Genomic DNA, 17967 nt, shown 5'->3' with positions numbered 1-17967 from the left:
CCGGCCGAAACGTATACCTGCACCCCCAGCCTCACTCCGGAGCGTGCGTGCCGCTACCGGGCATGGCAGGCATCACCGACACTTCGGCAGGCATGCGTAAGCAGGTTGTGAGCGCGCCGTGTTGCACATGTGAGGCCACTTTCTCTTCTTTTTTGCACTGTGACTAATATCAACGCGTCCAAGTTCTTAACGTATTTGACCAGTCACCGGCTGGCATCATCGTCAAGGAGCCTCCCCTGCGCACGCGCGCGTCACGGCGGACCGACTCGGCACCCATGTCGTTGCGGACAGCCCTCCTCGTACTGGCCATCGTCCCCGGAGTAGCACTGGCAGCCCTGTGGGCCATCACCAGTGGTCAGACTCTCCTGGACTTTCAACGCCAGGCAGCCCAGGGACTCTTGGCCGAACAAGCGGGCCAACCGTCCAACATCGTGTACTACAACCTGCAGGAGGAGCGCCGGCTCAGCGCGGAGGCGCTGGCTCGTCCCGGTGACTCCACCACGGCGCTGAAGCAGCAGCGCACACTCACCGACGAAGCGATCAAAACCTTCCAGTCGCTTTCGGATGTGACCGCGGACGACGCGCCCGAAGAGGTGCGCGAGGCCGTCGGCAAGGCACGCGAGGCCATCACCCAGCTGCCCGCCCAGCGCTCGCTGGTCGACGAGGGCGACGCGGACCAGCAGGCGGTGGTCTACGGCTACTACACCGACCTGATCGCCGTGGACCTCAAGCTGTTCGCGGCCCTCAGCCATGTGGACAACGGTGAGGTGACCACGCTCGGGCAGCCGCTGGTGGACCTTTTCTGGGCGAAGGAGATGATCTCCCGCTCGGACGCGATCCTGGCGCGCGGCTGGCCCACGGGCAAGCTCAGCACGGAGGACCTCCAGGAGGTACGCAAGGAGGTCTCCGGCCAGGCGTTCCAGGCCGGGACCAAGGTCGTCCCCTACCTTCCCGAGGACGAGCGGGAACAGTGGCAGAAGCTGACGGAGAGCTCCGCCTGGGCCGCCAAGACCGAGATCGAGGAGCAGGTGCTCCGCCCCGCCGAGGCCGACCGGTCCGGATTCGTCGAGCTCGACGCCGACGAGAAGGCCTGGCGCAAGGCCATGGACGGTGTCACCCCGCAGCTGGTCGATCTGCTGGAGCAGCGCACCGACGCGGTCATGGTGACCGGCAAGGGCACCGTCATGTCCCTGCTCACCAAGATGATCATCACCTCGGTGGTCGGTCTGCTCGCCGTGATCGCGGTCGTCTGGACCACCTGGCGCCTCACCCGCAACCTCCGCCGGCGTATCTCCGGACTCCAGGAGCGGGCCGAGGAGCTGGAGAAGGCGCTGCCGGACGTCGTCGACCGGCTGGCCCAGGGGGAGAAGATCGACGTCGAGGCCGAGGCCCGCGCGATCGAGACCCCGAGCGAGGGCGGCGACGAGCTCACCCGGCTCGGCGGCGCGCTCAACCAGGCCCGCACCAGCGCTCTCCAGGCCGCGGTCAAGCAGGCCGACCAGCACCGCGGCTTCGAGCGGCTCCTGCAGCGCATCGCGCGCCGTACCCAGCAGCTGATCGGACAGCAGCTCAAGAAGCTGGACGAGCTGGAGCGCAAGCACGAGGACCCGGAGGTGCTCGACGGCCTCTTCGACCTGGACCACCTGACGGCGCGTCTGCGGCGTTACGAGGAGAACCTGGTGATCCTCGCCGGCGGTTCGCCGCACCGGCGCTGGCGCAAGCCCGTCCCGCTGCTGGACGTCATGCGGTCCGCGCAGGGCGAGGTGCAGGACTACCGCCGGGTGGTGCTGGACCTCGACGGCGCCCCGTGGCTGGCCGAGCGGGCCGTCGGCCCGGTCTCCCACGTCCTGGCCGAGCTGATCGAGAACGCGCTGAGCTTCTCCCGTCCGCCGAGCCCGGTCGAGGTCCGGGCGGCGAAGGTCAGCCGGGGCCTGGCCATCGAGGTCGAGGACCGCGGCCTGGGCATGGAGGAGGAACAGCTCGCCGAGGCGAACGAGCTGATGAGCCGTCCGCCCCGGATGGACGTGCTGGCCCACTCGGAGGACATCAGGCTCGGCCTCTACGTGATCTCGCGCCTCGCGGACCAGTACGGTCTGCGGGTCGAGTTCCGGCCCTCCGCCTTCGGCGGGACCCGCGTGGTCGTCCTCGTCCCCGACGCGCTGACGGTGCCCGAGCCCGGCTCCCGCCCCGCCGCCGTCCCCTCGGCGGACCCGTCCCCGGTGGCCGAGCAGCCGCCGGCCGGCGCCCCCGCGGCGCCCGGCGCACTGCCGACCCGGGTGCAGGGGCGCGCGATGGCCGGGGTCACGGCCCTGGCCGACCACGCCGCCAGGACGCGGACCCCGGAGCAGGAACAGCCCGTCCCCGAGCAGCCGTACGGCGGCTCCGGCGACCCGTTCCCGGTGCCCGGCCGGCCCTTCCCGCCGGACGGGCAGCCCTACGCCGCGGACGAGCAGCCCTACACCCCGGGCGCGGCCGCGTACGCCGAGGCGGACCAGACGTACGCCGATACGGACCCGCCGTACGGGACGGGTGAAGCGGATCGGACGTACACCGCGGCCGGCTCCGCCTACCCGGCGCCGGAACAGCCGTACGCCGACGGCCGGCCGTACACCGAGGCCGACGCCGACCGGCCGTACACCACGGCCGGCTCCGCCTACCCGGCGCCGGAACAGCCGTACGCCGAGGGCCCCTACCCCGGGTCCGGGCAGCCGTACGCCGGTCAGGAGCAGCCGTACATGACGGCCGCGGGCCAGTACCCCGTCCCCGGGCACGCGTACGCGGAGCCGGCCGAGGAGTACCCGGCGCCCGAGCCGTCCTACCCGCAGGTCTACCCGGCGTCGGACGAGCCCGCCGCGCACGCCTACGGTGCGGCCGGGCCCGGGGCCCCGTCCCCGGCCCCGCTTCCCGCACTTCCGGCGGCTGGAGGGGAGCCCCCGCTCCCCCGCCGCGTACGCCAGGCCAGCCTGGTGGACGAGCTCCGGGTGGACCCGGCCTCCCGGACAGCCCCGCCCAAGCCCCCGGCCTGGGACGAGAACCCGCTGCTGCGCCCCGTCCCCCGGCGGGCCGGTGCCGCGATCGGGGCATTCCAGCGGCGCTCGCGCGCGGCACGCGCGGCCGAGGAGCCGTCGGGCCCCGCCCCCACCGCACCCTCCCCTACGAGAGAAGAACGGTCATGACACGCACAACCGCCACCCTCCAGGACCTGGACTGGCTGCTCGACGGTCTGGTGGACTCGGTGGCCGAGACACTGAACGCCGTACTGCTGTCCGACGACGGACTGGTGGTGAGCCACTCGCGCACCATCGAACGTGCCGACGCCGAGCGGCTCGCCGCGATATGCACCGGCCAGCAGAGCCTCGCCCGTGGGGTCGGCCAGCTGTTCGACGGCGGTTCGGTGCACCAGGTGATCGTCGAGCTGGCCGATCTGTGGCTCTTCATCATCGCGGCCGGCCAGGGCACCCACCTCGCCGTCGTCGCCTCCCAGGAGGTCGACGCCGAGGTGATGTCGCTGGCGATGCACAACCTCGTCCAGCAGGTCGGCCAGAAGCTCACCGCCCCCGCGCGTGGTGACTTCGACGCCTTCGGTACCGGGGACGGGCAGCGGGCGTGAGGTCCTACTGGGACGAGGACGAGGCCGAGGAGGACGGCGCGGGCACGATGGTGCGCCCGTACACGATCACCCGTGGCCGGACCGCGCCCGAGCGGGACGACTTCAGCCTCATCACCGTGCTCACCACCGCCGACGAGGCGGTGGACGAGCACGGCACACCGCTGCGCGGTGGCCGGCTCCAGCCGGAGCACCGCATGATCCTCGGCCGCTGCCGCCGGCCCGCGGCGGTCGCCGAGGTCGCGGCGGGACTCGACCTGCCGGTCTCGGTGACCAAGATCCTGCTGGCCGACCTGGTCGGCCAGGGCCTGCTGCTGGCCCGCGCTCCCCTGATGGTGGCCCGGGCGTCCGGCGGGGCCGACATGGGCCTGCTGGCCGCCGTACGTGACGGACTCCGGAGACTCTGACCCAAGATGACAACCAGTCAGACGGCACCTTCCGCCGTCAAGATCCTCATAGCCGGTGGCTTCGGCGTCGGAAAGACCACCCTGGTGGGCGCCGTCAGCGAGGTCGCCCCCCTGCGCACCGAGGAATACCTCACCCAGGCGAGCATCGGCGTCGACAGCCTCGCCGGTGTCGGCGAGAAGAACACCACCACCGTGGCCCTGGACTTCGGCCGCATCACGGTCAGTCCCGAGCTGGTGGTCTACCTCTTCGGCACTCCCGGCCAGGAACGTTTCTGGTTCATGTGGAACGACCTGGTCAACGGAGCGCTCGGCGGGGTCGTGATCGCCGACACCCGGCGCCTGGAGACGAGTTTCGCCTCGATCGACTTCTTCGAGAGCCGGGACATCCCCTTCGTCGTCGCCATCAACTGCTTCCACGGGCACAACACCCGTACGAATGACGAGATCCGGGCCGCGCTGGACCTGGATCCGCATGTTCCGCTGCTGATCGGCGACGTCCGGGAGCGGCACTTCGGCCGCGATGTGCTGCTCGCGCTCGTCGACCACCTGATGAGCCTGCCCGCGGCGGTCGGCTGAGCCGCCCCTCCCTCTTCCCCCTTCTTCCTTTCCCGCCTGGAGAAATCTGAGATGGCAACACCCCTGCGTGTACTGGTACACGGCGGCGGCATAGGCGGCCTCACGCTCGCCGTCGCGCTGGCCCGGAGCGGTCACACCGTCGAGGTCGTCGAACTCCGCGACGAGCTGGACGCGCTCGGCGTCGGCATCATCCAGCCGTCCAACGCCCTGCACGTCATGCGTGAGATCGGCGTCCTCGACGCCTGTGTGGCGGCCGGTTTCGAGTGGGAGGTGCTGACCATCTGCGACCCGGCCGGCGCCACGCTCGCCAAGATCCCGCAGCCCCGGATGGACGGGGCCCCCGCCAGCAACGGCATCCCGCGCCCCGCCCTGGCCGAGGTGCTGGGCGCCGCCACCGAGGCGGCCGGGGTCCCGATCCGCTTCGGTACGACGATCGCCGAACTGGCCGACGACGGCTCGGGGGTCGACGTCACCCTGTCCGACGGCACCTCCGCCCGCTGGGACCTGGTCGTCGGCTTCGACGGCATCGGCTCCCCGCTGCGGACCCGGCTGTACGGCGAGCGTTTCGCCCCGGAGTACACAGGCTTCGCCAACTGGCGGGTCACCGTGGACCGGCTGCCCGAGGTCCAGGGAGTCGTCGTGAGCACGGGCAGGTCGTCCACCAAGGCGCTGCTCACCCCGATCACGGACGAGCTGATGTATCTGGCGGCCGTGACCGCCGAGGAGCCGGACTTCCGCCCGGACCCCGCGCGGGCGCACGAGGAGCTCAGGGAGCGCCTCGCCGCGTTCGGCGGGCCCGTCGCCGAGGCGCTGGCCAAGGTGACGTCTGCGGACGGCGTCGTGTACTCGCGCATCTCGCAGGTCACGGTGGAGGAGCCCTGGCACGTCGGCCGGGTCGTCATCGCCGGTGACGCCGCGCACGCGAGCACCCCGAACCTCGCGCAGGGCGCGGCGATGGCGGTGGAGGACGCGCTGGTGCTCGCCGGGTCGCTGGACGCCGAGGCGGACGTGCCCGCGGCGCTCGCCGCCTGGGAGGCGCGCCGCCGCCCCCGCGCGATGTTCGTGCAGAACCTCTCGCGCGCCATCCTCAAGGAGGAGACGGGCAGCGCGACGACGCCCGAGGAGGACGAGCTCCTGAAGATCGGCATGCCGGGCGCCGCCCACGTGCTGGTCAAGCCGTACTAGGCGCGCGTCACGCGAGTGGGGCGGTGCGGCCTGTGCCGCGCCGCCCCTTTCGCGTTCCCGCTCAGTCCAGTACGGCGATGCCGTCGAGCTCGACCATGGCCTGTTCGTCCCAGAGCCTGGTCGCCCCGATGACCGCCATGGCCGGGTACTCGCGCCCCGCCAGCCGGCGCCAGATCTCGCCCAGTGCGGGGGCGTGGGCGCGGTAGTCCGCGATGTCGGTCGCGTAGACGGTGATCCGGGCCAGGGAGGACGGGGCGCCGCCCGCCGCGCGCAGGGCGGTCAGGAGATTGCCCAGTGCGGTCTCGAACTGCTCGGGGAGCGTGGCGCCGACGATCTTCCCCTCACCGTCGAGCGCGGTCTGTCCGGCGAGGAAGGCCAGCCGGCCGCCGGTCGCCGTGACGGCGTGCGAGAAACCGGTGGGCGGGGCGAGTTCGGTGGGGTTGATCCGGGTGAGCGGGTTCATGCGGGCGTCTCCTGGGTCGCGTACAGCTCCTTGGCGATGATGGTGCGCTGCACCTCGGTCGCGCCCTCGTAGATCCGGGGCGCGCGGACCTCCCGGTAGAGATGTTCGAGCAGATGGCCCCGGCGCAGGGCGCGGGCCCCGTGCAGCTGGACGGCCGTGTCGACGACGTACTGCGCGGTCTCGGTGGCGTACAGCTTGGCCATCGCGGCGCGCCCGGGCACTCCTGGCTCTCCCGCGTCGTGGGCCGCGGCGGCGGCGTACACCAGGAGGCGGGCGGCCTCGGTGCGGGTGGCCATCTCGGCGACCTGGAGGGAGACGGCCTGGAGTTCCTTGAGCGGGCCGCCGAAGGCGGTGCGCCGCGCGGTGTGCTTCAGGGTGGCGTCGAGCGCGGCCCGCGCCATGCCGACGGCGAACGCCCCGACGCTGGGCCGGAAGAGGTTCAGGGTGTCCATGGCGACCCGGAAGCCCCGGCCCGGCTCCCCGAGGACGTCGTCGGCCGTCACGGGTACACCGTCGAAGTCCAGCGCCCCGACGGGGTGCGGGGACAGCATGTCCAGGGCCGTCCCGGTGAGTCCGGGGCGGTCGGCGGGGACCAGGAACGCCGTGACGCCCCGGGCTCCGGGGCCCTCGCCCGTCCGGGCGAAGACCGTGTAGAAGTCGGCCTCCGGGGCGTTGGAGATCCAGCACTTCTCGCCGGTGAGCCGCCAGCCGTCACCGCCGGGGCCCGGCCGGGCGGCCAGGGCGAGCGCCGCCGCGTCGGACCCGGCGCCCGGCTCGCTCAGGGCGAAGGCGGCGACGGCGCGGCCCGCGCGCACCTCGGGGAGCCAGCGTGCGCGCTGGGCCTCGGTGCCCGCCTGCCGGACCGGTCCCGCGCCGAGCCCCTGGAGCGCGAGTGCGGTCTCCGCCTCGGTGCAGCCCCGCGCGAGTGATTCGCGCAGCAAGCAGAGGTCGAGCGCGCCGGAGCCGAGGAGTCTGTCCAGCAGGCCGAATCCGCCGAGCGCGGAGACGAGCGGGCGGTTGACCCGGCCGGGTTCACCCTTCTCGGCGAGGGGCCGCAGCTCGTCGCGTGCGAGGGCGTACAGCTCCTCGCACCAGGCGGTCTGACCGGGATCGAGTGAGAATGCCGTCATACCGGCGCCTCTCTTGTCACGACTTATCGCGGACCGTTGACTACCGTCACTCAAACGATACGCTCCAGTGGCGACAAGGGGCTGTCGTTCGGGTCAGGCCGGATCCGGACGAGAGATCCTGGGAGGCGATGCTTCATGAAGCCGTCAGATACCGCGAGCGCGCACACCGACACCTTCGCGCGCGACCATCTCCCACCCGTCGAGGACCGGCCGGAGCTGGTCTTCGATCTCCCCGAACTGGCCTATCCCGACCGGCTGAACTGCGGATACGAGCTGCTCGACCGCACCGTCGAACGCTTCGGGCCCGGCCGCCCCGCCTTCCGCACCCCCGACGGCGGCGTCTGGAGCTACGGGGAGCTGCGGGACCGGGTGGACCGGATCGCCCAGGTGCTGACGCGTGATCTGGGCGTCGTGCCCGGCAACCGCGTGCTGCTGCGCGGCCCCACCACGCCCTGGCTCGCGGCCTGCTGGCTCGCCGTGATGAAGGCCGGGGCGGTCGCCGTGACGGTGCTGGCCCAGCAGCGCGCCTCCGAGCTCGCCACCATCTGCTCGCTCGCCAGGGTCGGCCACGCGCTCTGCGACATCAGGTCCGTCGACGACCTGGCCGGAGCCGGGGTGCCCGGGCTGCGCGTCACGACGTACGGGGGCGAGTCGCCCGACGACCTGACCCGGCTCGCGGCGGCGAGGCCCGGACCCTGCCGGACGGTGGACACCGCCGCCGACGACATCGCGCTGATCGCCTTCACCTCGGGCACCACCGGACGGCCCAAGGGCTGCATGCACACCCATCGCGACGTGCTGGCCGTCGCCGATACCTTCGCCCGCCACATCCTGCGGCCGGTGCCCGAGGACGTGTTCACGGGCAGCCCGCCGCTCGGCTTCACCTTCGGGCTCGGCGGGCTGGTGGTGTTCCCGCTGCGGGCCGGGGCGTCCGCCCTGCTGCTCGAACAGTCGGGCCCCAAGCAGCTGCTGCCCGCGCTCGCCGCGCACCGAGTCTCGGTCCTGTTCACCGCGCCGACCGCGTACCGCGTGATGCTCGACGCGCTCGACGGCCACGACCTCTCCGCGCTGCGCCGGTGCGTCTCTGCCGGGGAGAACCTCCCCGCCGCCACCTGGCGGTCCTGGTACGAGCGGACGGGGCTGCGCATCATCAACGGCATCGGGGCCACCGAGCTGCTGCACATCTTCATCTCCGCCGCCGACGGGGACATCCGGCCCGGCACCACCGGCCTTCCCGTGCCCGGCTGGCAGGCGCGCGTCGTGGACGAGCACGGCACGGAACTGCCCGACGGCGAGCCCGGGCTGCTGGCGGTGCGCGGCCCGGTCGGCTGCCGTTATCTCGCCGACGACCGCCAGCGGGTCTATGTGCGCCACGGCTGGAACATCACGGGCGACACCTATGTCCGCGAGCCCGACGGCTACTTCCGCTACGTCGCCCGCGCCGACGACATGATCATCTCCGCCGGGCACAACATCGCCGGCCCCGAGGTCGAGGAGGCGCTGCTGCGCCATCCCGATGTGGCCGAGGCCGCGGTGGTGGGCCGTCCGGACGAACTGCGCGGCCAGATCGTGGCGGCGTACGTCGTGCCGCGCGAGGGCGCGTCGCTGACGGCCGACGAACTGCGGACGCACATGACGTCCGTGCTCGCGCCCCACAAGTGCCCCCGCGCCTTCGAGTTCCTTCCCGCGCTCCCCCGGACGGCCACCGGAAAGCTCCAGCGCTTCCTGCTGCGCGGCACGACCGCTCTAGAGTGATCACGTGGCCGAGCACACTCCCCGTTCCCTGATCGTCACCCTCTACGGCGCGTACGGCCGTCGCCCCGGCGACGCCCCGCTGGCGGTGTCCGAGCTGATCCGGCTGCTGCACGCGGTGGGGGTCGACGCGCCGTCGGTGCGCTCGTCCGTCTCCCGGCTCAAGCGCCGGGGGCTGCTCGTCCCCGCCCGCACGGCGGACGGCGCGGCCGGCTACGCACTCTCGCCGGACGCCCGTCAGCTGCTGGACGACGGCGACCGGCGGATCTACCGGCGACCGCCGCCCCGGCCGGACGACGGCTGGGTGCTCGCCGTCTTCTCCGTGCCGGAAGCGGAGCGCAGCAAGCGGCACCTGCTGCGCTCCCGGCTCGGCAGGCTCGGCTTCGGCACGGCGGCACCGGGGGTGTGGATCGCGCCCGCCGGACTGTACGAGGAGACGCGGCACACCCTGGAGCGCCTCGAACTCGCCCCGTACGTCGAGCTGTTCCGCGGGGAGCACCTCGGCTTCGCCGCGACGGGGGAATCGGTGGCGCGGTGGTGGGACCTGGACGCGATCGCCCGGCTGTACCTCGACTTCCTGGAGCAGCAGGAGCCGGTGCTGCGGTCCTGGGAGGCGCGGTCCGGCGTGGCGCCCGACCCGGAGAACGCCTACCGGGACTATCTCCGCGCGCTGGACTCCTGGCGGCGGCTGCCGTACGCGGATCCGGGGCTCCCCGACGAGCTGCTGCCGAAGGACTGGCCCGGCGGCCGGGCGGCGGAGGTGTTCGGGCTGCTGCACTCCCGGCTGCGGGACGCGGGCGCCCGGTTCGCGGCGGACGGCGGCTGACCGGCCCTCGAAATCCGGGTGACCCGGGGCCCGGTGCCCCGGCAGGATGAAGCATGACCTGGACCTTCACCGATGATGTCGCCGTCTTCCTGGACGCCGCCGGAGCCTCCCTCGCCGCCAGGCCCGCCGAGAACACCCTGCTGCTGACCGTCACCGCCACCCTCAGGGACGGCGGGCCGCACGCCTACGGCCCGGGGGTGCCGGTGCTGGGCTGGTGGCGCGGGGCGGACGGTCAGGTGGCCGGGGCGCTGGTGTGCACACCGCCCTTCCCTCCGGTCCTGGGCACGGCGGATCCCGAGGCGGTCGCCGCGCTGCCGGACGCGCTCCCGCTGACCGGTGTCAACGCGGAGCGCGAGGCGGCGGCGGTCCTGGCCGCGCACTGGCCCCGCCACCGTGTCGAGCAGGAACAACGGCTGTACCGCCTGGGGACGTTGGTGCCGCCCTCCCCCGCGCCCGCCGGAGGGCCGAGGACCGCGACCGGCGCTGACCGGGAACTGCTCGTCGACTGGATCAGGGCCTTCGGCGAGGAGACCGGCCAGCCGGGCGACCGGGCCGGGCGGATCGTCGACGACCGCACGGCGCACGGCGGGCTCACGCTGTGGGAGTCCGGCGGGGAGCCGGTGTCGCTGGCCGGTGTCTCACCGAGGATCGCGGGCACGGTGCGTGTGGCGACCGTCTACACACCGCCGGAGCACCGGGGCCGCGGATACGCGGGGGCGGTGACGGCGTGGGTCAGCCGCGTGGCGCGGGAGGAGGGAGCCCGGGAGGTGCTGCTCTTCACGGACCTCGCGAACCCCACGAGCAACGGCGTCTACCGGCGCATCGGCTACGAGGCCGTCTCCGACCGCCTGCTGATCACCGCGGAGCCGGAGTGAGCGCCGGGGCCGGACCGGCTCCGGAGGAGCGGGGCTGGCTGATCGCCGCGAACGTGGTGCGGTGGCGACGCTACGGCGAGGGCGGCCAGGAACTGCGGCCCGGCACCAAGTCCTACCGGGGCGGCTCGAAGGTGTACGTGATCGAGAGTTACGCCGGGTCCGGGCACGAGCAGCTGACCACGATCGGGCGCGGGCGCCGCACGGGCACGTACATCACCATCGACATGGCGACGCGCAATCTGCACACGTTCAGGGCCGTGGCGGTCCACAGCCCGACCGTGCTGAGGCTGTGCGAGGAGGCGGATGTGGGCGGCTGCTGGACGGCGCGTGAGGACGCCGAGGAGCTCGCCCTCCGGCTGGAGAGGCTGGCCGCCGAGTACCGCACGGCCCATTGGTCCGCCGCGCACCCGGTCCCCTGCCGGTGCCACGAGTGCCTGACGCTCAGCCGAGCGTGAGCCGAGGCTTCGGGGCGTCGGTGCGGCCGGCCGGAGGGGTGCGGCTGCCCGCACGGTACGGCAGCGGCCAGGAGACACCCGGCCCGGTGTACCCCTGCTCGGCCGCCGCGTGCAGCGTCCAGTGCGGGTCGTAGAGGTGGGGGCGGGCCAGGGCGCAGAGGTCGGCGCGGCCGGCCAGGAGCAGCGAATTGACGTCGTCCCAGGAGGAGATGGCGCCGACGGCGATGACGGGCACGTCCAGGGCGTTGCGGATCCGGTCGGCGTACGGGGTCTGGTAGGAGCGGCCGTAGGCGGGGCGTTCGTCCGGGACGACCTGGCCGGTGGAGACGTCGATGGCGTCCGCGCCGTGGGCGGCGAAGGCACGGGCGATCTCCAGGGAGTCCTCGTCACCCGTCCCGCCGGGAGCCCAGTCCGTCGCGGAGATCCGTACGGTCATGGGCCGGTCGTCGGGCCAGGCGGCGCGTACCGCGTCGAAGACCTCCAGGGGGAAGCGCAGCCGGTTCTCCAGGGGCCCGCCGTAGGCGTCGGTGCGCCTGTTGGTGAGCGGCGAGAGGAAGCCGGAGAGCAGATAGCCGTGGGCACAGTGCAGTTCGAGGAGGTCGAACCCGCAGCGGGCGGCCCGCCGGGCGGCCTCGGTGAAGCGGTCCTGGACCGCGTCCATCCCGGCCCGGTCCAGGGCCTGCGGGATCTGGCTGACTCCCCGCGCGTACGGGAGGGGTGAGGCCGCGCTGACAGGCCAGTTGCCGTCGTCCAGCGGCTGGTCGATGCCCTCCCACATCAGCCGGGTGGAGCCCTTGCGGCCCGAGTGGCCCAGCTGGACGCCGATCGCGGCTCCGGGGGCGGCCTCGTGGACGAAGCGTGTGACACGGGTCCACGCCTCGGCCTGTCCGTCGCTCCACAGGCCGGTGCAGCCGGGCGTGATGCGGCCCTCGGGGCTCACGCAGACCATCTCGGTCATGACGAGCCCGGCACCGCCGAGCGCGCGGGCGCCGAGGTGGACGAGGTGGAAGTCGCCGGGCATGCCGTCGGTGGCGGAGTACATGTCCATGGGCGAGACGACGACGCGGTTACGGAGTTCGAGGCCGCGCAGCCGCAGCGGGGTGAACATCGGCGGGGTGCCGGGCGGGCAGCCGAACTCCTCCTCGACGGCGCCCGTGAAGCCGGGGTCGCGCAGCCGGAGGTTGTCGTGGGTGACACGGCGGCTGCGGGTGAGGAGGTTGAAGGCGAACCGGCGGGGCGGCTGGTCCACGTACTGCGGGAGCTCCTCGAACCAGCGCAGGCTGGCCTCGGCCGCGCGCTGGGTGGACAAGACGACGGGGCGGCGCTCGGCCTCGTACGCGGCGAGGGCGGTGGGCAGGTCGGGCTGCTCCTCGACGCAGGCGGCCAGGGCGAGCGCGTCCTCGACGGCCAGCTTGGTTCCGGAGCCGATGGAGAAGTGGGCGGTGTGCGCGGCGTCGCCGATGAGGACCGTGTTGCCGTGCGACCACCGTTCGTTGGTGACCGTGGCGAAGGTGAGCCAGGAGGACTTGTTGGAGCGCAGCGGCCGGCCGCCGAGGGCGTCGGCGAAGACCTTGGCGCAGAGTCCGGCCGACTCGGCGGTGTCGCGGAGGTCGAAGCCCGCCGCCCGCCAGACCTCCTCGCGCATCTCCACGATGACGGTGGAGGCTCCGGGCGAGAACGGGTAGGCGTGCAGCTGCATCACACCGTGAGGGGTCTCGGCGATCTCGAAGCGGAAGGCGTCGAACGCGAAGTCGGCGGCGAGCCAGATGTAGCGGTTCCGGTGGCCGGTGACCGTGGGGCGGAAGTGCAGGGCGTGGGCCGCGCGGGTGGCGCTGCGCACCCCGTCGGCGGCGATGACCAGGTCGTGGTGGGCGGCGAGTTCGGCGGCGGGCGGCGCCTCGGTGCGGAAGCGGAGCCGTACGCCGAGGTCGGCGCAGCGTTCGTGCAGGATGCGCAGCAGCGTACGGCGGCCGAGTGCGGCGAAGCCATGGCCGCCGGAGGTCTGGGTGGCGCCCCGGTGGACGACGTCGATGGTGTCCCAGCGGACGAACGCGTCGCTGAGCGCCCGGTACACGACGGGGTCCGCGTGCTCGATGCCGCCGAGCGTCTCGTCGGAGAGGACCACGCCGAATCCGAAGGTGTCGTCGGGGGCGTTGCGCTCCCAGACGGTGATGTCACGGGCGGGGTCCAGCCGCTTGAGGAGGGCGGCGGCGTAGAGCCCGCCGGGTCCGCCCCCGATGACCGCGATCCGCCCCGCGCTCCTGGAGGGGCTGGTGTCCGGGGCGGGCATCGCGTCCGGGGCGGGCACCGCGTCCGTCTGGGGCATCGCGTCAGGGGTGCGCATGGCGCTACCTGCCCCGCCACTTCGGGGGCCGCTTCTCGGTGAAGGCGGCGTGGAACTCGGCGTAGTCCTCGCCGTTCATCAGGAGGGCCTGGGTGGCGGCGTCCATCTCCACGGACGCGGCCAGCGGCATGTCGAGCTCGGCGGTGAGCAGCGCCTTCGTCTGGGCCAGGGCGAGCGCGGGCCCGTCGGCGAGCCGCCTGGCGAGTGCGGCGGCGCGGGTGTCGGCCTCGCCCTCGCCGGTCAGCTCGCTGATCAGCCCGATGCGCTCGGCCTCGGGGGCGCGGACGGGTTCGCCGAGCATCAGGATGCGGGTGGCGTGGCCGAGGCCGACGACGCGCGGCAGGAGGTAGGCGGCTCCCATGTCGCCGCCGGAGAGACCGACGGCCGTGAAGAGGAAGGCGAAGCGCGCGGAGGGCGCTGCGATCCGGAAGTCGGCGGCCAGGGCGAGGACGGCTCCCGCGCCGGCCGCGACCCCGTGGACTGCGGCGATGACGGGGAAGGGACACTCGCGCAGGGCCCGCACGACCTGTCCGGTCATCCGGTTGAAGTCCAGCAGCTGCGCGGTGTCCATCGCGAGTGTGGCGCCGATGATCTCGTCGACGTCCCCGCCCGAGCAGAACCCGCGCCCCTCACCGGCGAGCACCAGGGCGCGCACGGAGCGTTCGCGGGAGAGTTCGGCGAGGAGGTCGCGCAGATCGGCGTACGCGCCGAAGGTGAGCGCGTTGAGCTTCTCGGGCCGGGCGAGTGTGACGGTCGCCACTCCGTCGTGCGTCGTCAGGCGCAGATGCCGCCAGCGCTCCGTGCGCGGGGCGGAGCCGGTGAACGGGCTCATGGAAGGGCCCCCTCCAGCCGTCGGGCTGCTGCTGGTCCCTCCCGAAGCTATCACTCATCCGTGACTTCCGTCACGAGGACGCGACAGCTCTCCCACGGGCAGGTGTGGCGAAGGTCCCTTTTGTGCTGGTCGGCCGACCCTATGTCTCCGCCGTGGCACTTCGTATGGTTGAGCGCAGGAAGTCCCGGTACGGAACGCCGTACCCTCCGGTAGCGGATGACGCGGTTCCCGGTCCCAGCAGTCCCGGAACAGCGATCCCCCCGCCGGATGCCTCGTCCCTGAACGGAAACGCCCGCCGTGCCGCCATTCGCCCCCGAGCCCCCGTCCGCCTCATGGCGCATCGCCCTGCCGCACTCGACGGCCGCGGTGCCGATCGCCCGCGCCCTCGTCCGCACGGCGCTGGCGGAGCTCGACGCGCCCGCGGACTGCGACACCGCCGAGCTGCTGACCGCCGAGCTGGTCGCCAACGCGGTGGAGCACACCGACGGCACGGGGCCCATCGAGCTGGTGGTCGAGCTGATGGCGTCCGGCTGCCAGGTCGAGGTCCACGACCACGACCCGGGCCCGCCGGGCGACCTCTCCCGCCTGCTGCCCGGCAGCACACCGGACCCGTGGCAGGAGCACGGCCGCGGACTGCTGCTGATCCGCGCGCTCAGCTCGGCCTGCGGTCACCGCCCCACCGAGCACGGCAAGGCGGTCTGGTTCACCCTGCCTTCGGCTCCTGTGCCGCCGGGTCCCGCGGCTCCCCAGAACTGACCAGCCGGGAGCGGCTGCGGCTGTATCCCGCGTACACGAGGGCGCCGACGGCGAGGAAGACGGCGAACTGCACCCAGGTCGTCCAGCCCGTCCCGTACATCAGATAGACGCAGAATCCGACACCCAGGACGGGGCTGACCGGATAGAGCGGCACCCGGAAGGAGCGCTTGAGCTCCGGGTTGCGGCGGCGCAGCGCGATCACGGCGATGTTGACCACGGCCATGGTGGCGAGCGTGCCGATGGTCGTGAGGTTGACGACGACGTCCAGCGACGAGAACGCGGCCGGGACCGCGAAGACGACCGCCACGATCCATGTGTTGGCCACGGGGGTACGGGTCTTCGGTGAGACCCGCTCGAAGACCCGGGGGATCAGCCCGTCGCGGGACATGGACATCAGGATGCGGGTCTGCCCGTACATCACGGCGAGCACGACGGACGCGATCGCGACGACCGCGCCGAAGGCGATGATCCCGCCGCCGACGCTCGACCCGGTGACCTGGTCGACGACCAGCGAGAGCGCGGCGGGCCTGTCACCCACGGCGTCCGCGCCCAGGGCTCCGATGGCCCCGAGGGCGACCGCGCAGTACAGCAGCGTGACCAGGCCGATGCAGATCAGGATCGCGATCGGGATGTTCCGCCGGGGGTTCTTGACCTCTTCGCCGGCGGTGGTGATGGCGTCGAAGCCGATGTACGAGAAGAACGCCACCGACGCCCCGGCGGTGACCCCGGCCATGCCGTGGGAGGCGAAGGGCGAGAGGTGGCCGTCCTCGAACGCGGTGAAGGCGATCGCGCAGAACGCGATGAGGATGCCGATCTTCAGCACCGCCATCGCCGCCGTGGCGCGCGCGCTCTCCCTGATGCCCCGCACCAGCAGGGTGGCGGCCATCATGACCACGACGACCGCGGGCAGATTGATCACACCGCCGTCACCCGGCCCGGAGGAGAGCACCTCGGGAAGGGTCCAGCCGGTGAGGCTGTCGAGGAGCTCGTTGACGTACTGGCTCCAGCCGACCGCGACCGCGGAGACCGAGACGCCGTACTCCAGCAGCAGGCACCAGCCGACGAGGAAGGCGACGCGCTCCCCGAGGGTGGCGTAGGCGAAGGAGTAGGAGCTGCCGGACACCGGGATGGCACCGCCGAGCTCGGCGAACGAGAAGGCGGTGAAGATGCAGGTGATGGCGGCGAGGACGAAGGAGACCACCACCGCGGGGCCGGCCTCGGCGACGCTGTCGGACAGGCCGACGAAGATTCCGGTGCCGACGATGGCCCCGACCCCGAAGCACACGAGCTGGAACAGCCCCATGGTGCGGCGCAGGCCGTGCCCTTCCAGGTCTCCCCCGGACTCCGCGAGCAGCAGTTCGGGGCTCTTGACGCGCGCCCCGGTACGGCGGGAGGGGCGCGCGGGGTGGCGCGGGGCAGGGGTGGTGGGACTCATGGGGGGGACGGGTCTCTTCTCTGGTGGTGCAGGAACTCTGGTGGTGCGGGGACCTGTGGGGAGGCCCGGACGTACGCATGCGCGCCCCTGTGCCTGACGGCCCGGCGCACGCAGACCCGGACCTCTGGCGGGTCGGGCACATGAAAAGGGGTCCGGACGTGCGAGCCCGAACCCCACCAAGTGACCCCATGGTAGCCACTTGCACGCATGTTCACCCAATCGGGCGCATGTTCATGCGGCCTTCGGGTCACCCGCCAGCGTCGCGACGAGAACGGCCTTGATCGTGTGCATCCGGTTCTCGGCCTCGTCGAAGACGACCGAGTGCGCGGACTCGAAGACCTCGTCGGTGACTTCCAGCTCGGAGAGTCCGTGCCGTGCGTGGATCTCCCTGGCGACCTTCGTCCCGAGGTCGTGGTAGGCCGGGAGACAGTGCATGAACTTCACGTCGTCGTTGCCCGTGGCGCGCAGGACATCCATGGTCACGGCGTAGGGCGCGAGGGCGGTGATGCGCTCGTCCCAGACCTCCTTGGGCTCACCCATGGAGACCCACACGTCGGTGACGACGAAGTCGGCGCCCCGCACTCCCTCCGCGACGTCCTCGGTGAGGGTGATGCGCGCACCGCTGGACTTCGCGAGCTCGTGCGCCCGGTCCACGATCTCCTGGACCGGCCAGTAGGCGGCGGGCGCGACGATCCGGACGTCCATGCCGAGCAGGGCGCCGGTGATCAGGTAGGAGTTGCCCATGTTGAAGCGGGCGTCGCCCAGGTAGGCGAAGGAGATCCGCTCCAGGGGCTTCTCGCTGTGCTCGGTCATCGTCAGGACGTCGGCGAGCATCTGGGTGGGGTGCCAGTCGTCCGTGAGCCCGTTGAAGACGGGGACACCGCCGTACGCGGCGAGTTCCTCGACGGCCTGCTGGCTGTCTCCCCGGTACTCGATGCCGTCGAACATCCGGCCGAGCACCCGGGCCGTGTCCTTGACCGACTCCTTGTGCCCCATCTGGGAACCGGAGGGGTCGAGGTACGTCGTGGAGGCGCCCTGGTCGGCGGCGGCCACCTCGAAGGCACAGCGGGTGCGCGTCGAGGTCTTCTCGAAGATCAGGGCGATGTTCTTGCCGCGCAGCCGCTGCACCTCTTCGCCGGCCTTCTTGGCGGCCTTGAGCTCGGCGGACAGATCGACCAGGCCGCGGAACTCCTCGGCCGTGAAGTCCAGCTCCTTGAGGAAATGGCGGCCTGCGAGGTCTATGGCCATGGTGATCGCTCCTGGGCGGGCTGAGGACGTACGGACATGTCTTGGAAGTCTATACGACGACCCGTATTGCTATACA

The 17967-nt window shown here is 72.4% G+C and carries 16 protein-coding genes; 10 read left to right on the top strand and 6 right to left on the bottom strand.

Features of this window, described 5'->3' with window-relative positions; translation table 11 throughout:
- The first annotated feature begins 275 nt into the window (after window positions 1–275).
- Genes ACWCQM_RS24565 through ACWCQM_RS24545 form a run of 5 tightly spaced genes read left to right on the top strand, consistent with a single transcriptional unit; the run spans window position 276 to window position 5775 of the window.
- Complete coding sequence (locus ACWCQM_RS24565) at window positions 276–3176, top strand: nitrate- and nitrite sensing domain-containing protein (RefSeq protein ID WP_450917300.1); 2901 nt, start codon at window positions 276–278, stop codon at window positions 3174–3176.
- The gene (locus tag ACWCQM_RS24560; protein ID WP_073748264.1) at window positions 3173–3610 is read left to right on the top strand and encodes a roadblock/LC7 domain-containing protein; all 438 of its coding nucleotides are present in this window, start codon (window positions 3173–3175) and stop codon (window positions 3608–3610) included. The genes ACWCQM_RS24565 and ACWCQM_RS24560 overlap by 4 nt, the downstream gene beginning before the upstream one ends.
- 47 nt (window positions 3611–3657) lie before the next feature.
- Complete coding sequence (locus tag ACWCQM_RS24555) at window positions 3658–4014, top strand: DUF742 domain-containing protein (protein ID WP_450917364.1); 357 nt, start codon at window positions 3658–3660, stop codon at window positions 4012–4014.
- 6 nt (window positions 4015–4020) lie between these two features.
- The gene (locus ACWCQM_RS24550) at window positions 4021–4590 is read left to right on the top strand and encodes a GTP-binding protein (protein ID WP_073748263.1); all 570 of its coding nucleotides are present in this window, start codon (window positions 4021–4023) and stop codon (window positions 4588–4590) included.
- Between the two features lie 51 nt (window positions 4591–4641).
- Window positions 4642–5775, top strand: coding sequence for an FAD-dependent monooxygenase (locus tag ACWCQM_RS24545; protein ID WP_450917299.1), 1134 nt, complete (start codon window positions 4642–4644; stop codon window positions 5773–5775).
- Window positions 5776–5836: 61 nt separating this feature from the next.
- On the opposite strand, the gene ACWCQM_RS24540 is transcribed toward ACWCQM_RS24545, so the two are convergent.
- Both ACWCQM_RS24540 and ACWCQM_RS24535 read right to left on the bottom strand, forming a co-directional pair.
- Window positions 5837–6238 (bottom strand): RidA family protein, encoded by a 402-nt coding sequence (locus tag ACWCQM_RS24540; protein WP_450917298.1) that lies wholly within the window; start codon window positions 6236–6238, stop codon window positions 5837–5839.
- Window positions 6235–7368: an acyl-CoA dehydrogenase family protein gene (locus ACWCQM_RS24535; protein ID WP_450917297.1), complete on the bottom strand. Its 1134-nt coding sequence runs from the start codon at window positions 7366–7368 to the stop codon at window positions 6235–6237. The genes ACWCQM_RS24540 and ACWCQM_RS24535 overlap by 4 nt, the downstream gene beginning before the upstream one ends.
- Before the next feature lie 135 nt (window positions 7369–7503).
- Between ACWCQM_RS24535 and ACWCQM_RS24530 the strand changes: the two genes are divergently transcribed.
- From ACWCQM_RS24530 to ACWCQM_RS24515, 4 genes are read left to right on the top strand one after another with little or no spacing between them, the layout of a single operon-like run.
- Window positions 7504–9123 carry an AMP-binding protein gene (locus tag ACWCQM_RS24530; RefSeq protein WP_450917296.1) on the top strand — a complete coding sequence of 540 codons (1620 nt, stop codon included), beginning with the start codon at window positions 7504–7506 and terminating at the stop codon, window positions 9121–9123.
- Between the two features lie 4 nt (window positions 9124–9127).
- Window positions 9128–9946, top strand: a complete 819-nt coding sequence (locus tag ACWCQM_RS24525) for a PaaX family transcriptional regulator (protein WP_450917295.1) — start codon at window positions 9128–9130, stop codon at window positions 9944–9946.
- A gap of 53 nt (window positions 9947–9999) precedes the next feature.
- Window positions 10000–10821 (top strand): GNAT family N-acetyltransferase, encoded by an 822-nt coding sequence (locus ACWCQM_RS24520; protein WP_450917294.1) that lies wholly within the window; start codon window positions 10000–10002, stop codon window positions 10819–10821.
- Window positions 10818–11276 carry a hypothetical protein gene (locus ACWCQM_RS24515; RefSeq protein WP_450917293.1) on the top strand — a complete coding sequence of 153 codons (459 nt, stop codon included), beginning with the start codon at window positions 10818–10820 and terminating at the stop codon, window positions 11274–11276. Before ACWCQM_RS24520 ends, ACWCQM_RS24515 begins: the two co-directional genes overlap by 4 nt.
- On the opposite strand, the gene ACWCQM_RS24510 is transcribed toward ACWCQM_RS24515, so the two are convergent.
- On the bottom strand, window positions 11263–13566 hold the full coding sequence (locus tag ACWCQM_RS24510) for a bifunctional salicylyl-CoA 5-hydroxylase/oxidoreductase (RefSeq protein WP_450917363.1): 2304 nt from the start codon (window positions 13564–13566) through the stop codon (window positions 11263–11265). The genes ACWCQM_RS24515 and ACWCQM_RS24510 overlap by 14 nt on opposite strands.
- Before the next feature lie 58 nt (window positions 13567–13624).
- Window positions 13625–14452, bottom strand: coding sequence for an enoyl-CoA hydratase family protein (locus ACWCQM_RS24505; protein WP_073748255.1), 828 nt, complete (start codon window positions 14450–14452; stop codon window positions 13625–13627).
- A 297-nt stretch (window positions 14453–14749) separates the two neighbouring features.
- Here ACWCQM_RS24505 and ACWCQM_RS24500 point away from each other — a divergent pair, with 297 nt between their 5' ends.
- A complete protein-coding gene (locus ACWCQM_RS24500; RefSeq protein WP_450917292.1) occupies window positions 14750–15208 on the top strand; it encodes an ATP-binding protein in 459 nt (152 codons plus the stop codon).
- Here ACWCQM_RS24500 and ACWCQM_RS24495 read toward each other — a convergent pair.
- On the bottom strand, window positions 15156–16643 hold the full coding sequence (locus ACWCQM_RS24495; protein WP_450917291.1) for an amino acid permease: 1488 nt from the start codon (window positions 16641–16643) through the stop codon (window positions 15156–15158). The two genes, ACWCQM_RS24500 and ACWCQM_RS24495, sit on opposite strands and share 53 nt — an antisense overlap.
- A gap of 231 nt (window positions 16644–16874) precedes the next feature.
- Window positions 16875–17891 carry an ornithine carbamoyltransferase gene (gene argF / locus ACWCQM_RS24490; protein ID WP_450917290.1) on the bottom strand — a complete coding sequence of 339 codons (1017 nt, stop codon included), beginning with the start codon at window positions 17889–17891 and terminating at the stop codon, window positions 16875–16877.
- Window positions 17892–17967 lie beyond the last annotated feature (76 nt).

The sequence above is a fragment of the Streptomyces sp. NPDC002125 genome (assembly GCF_053593715.1).
Note: the sequence above shows the minus strand (reverse complement) of the source record. Positions and strands in the feature narration are given on the sequence as shown.